Genomic DNA, 814 nt, shown 5'->3' on the forward strand with positions numbered 1-814 from the left:
CACGCCGTAGAGCAATCCCCATTTGACGTTGGGCAACGTCACGTACCAGAACGCCTGCCAGCCATTGGCCCCGAGCGACAGGGCTGCCTCCTCGTCGCCATTGCCTTGTTCCTGCATCAGCGGGATCAATTCGCGGGCGACGAAGGGGAAGGTGACGAAGATCGTGGCCAGCACGATGCCCGGCACGGCAAACAGGATGACGATGCCATGCGCCTTGAGCCAGGCGCCGAGCAGGCCTTGCGCGCCGAACAGAAGTACATAGACCAGGCCGGAAATGACCGGCGAGACCGAAAAGGGCAGGTCGATGAGTGTGGTCAGGAACGCCTTTCCCTTGAACTCGAACTTGGCGATCGCCCATGCGGCGGAGATGCCGAAAATCACATTGAGCGGCACCGAGATCGCCGCGACCAGAAGCGTCAGGCGGATCGCCGAGCGCGTGTCCGGTTCGCTCAGCGCCTGTGTGTAGGCCTCGATACCTTTGGCGAAAGCTTCCTTGAAGACGATGATCAGCGGCAGGAGCAGGAAAATGCCGAGGAAGGCAAAGGTCACGATCATCAGCACGGTTCTCGCCGTGCGGCTCTCGGTCACCGCCGGCGACTGGCTTTCATGGTGCGGCGCGTAGGATTTGATCTCCGGGTCAGCCATAGCGCTTGCGGCTCCAGGTCTGCACCAGGTTGATGACCAGCAGCATGACGAAGGACAGCGCCAGCATGATCGCCGCTATCGCGGTCGCCGCGGCGTAATTATATTCCTCCAGCCGGATGACGATCAGAAGCGGCGCGATCTCGGATTTGAACGGCAGGTTGCCGGCGAT

The 814-nt window shown here is 61.4% G+C and carries 1 protein-coding gene and 1 pseudogene; both read right to left on the bottom strand.

The genetic code is table 11. From position 1 onward, the window contains the following. Positions 1 to 645, bottom strand: a 645-nt coding sequence (locus tag NKI54_RS36330; RefSeq protein WP_352694666.1) for a sulfate ABC transporter permease, incomplete at its 3' end; no start/stop codon positions are given. Continuing rightward, positions 638 to 814 (bottom strand): annotated as a pseudogene (locus NKI54_RS36335) (molybdate ABC transporter permease subunit); the annotation flags it as partial. The gene NKI54_RS36330 and the pseudogene NKI54_RS36335, both read right to left, overlap by 8 nt.

The sequence above is a fragment of the Mesorhizobium sp. M0663 genome, from assembly GCF_040320585.1.
Classification (GTDB): Bacteria; Pseudomonadota; Alphaproteobacteria; order Rhizobiales; family Rhizobiaceae; genus Mesorhizobium.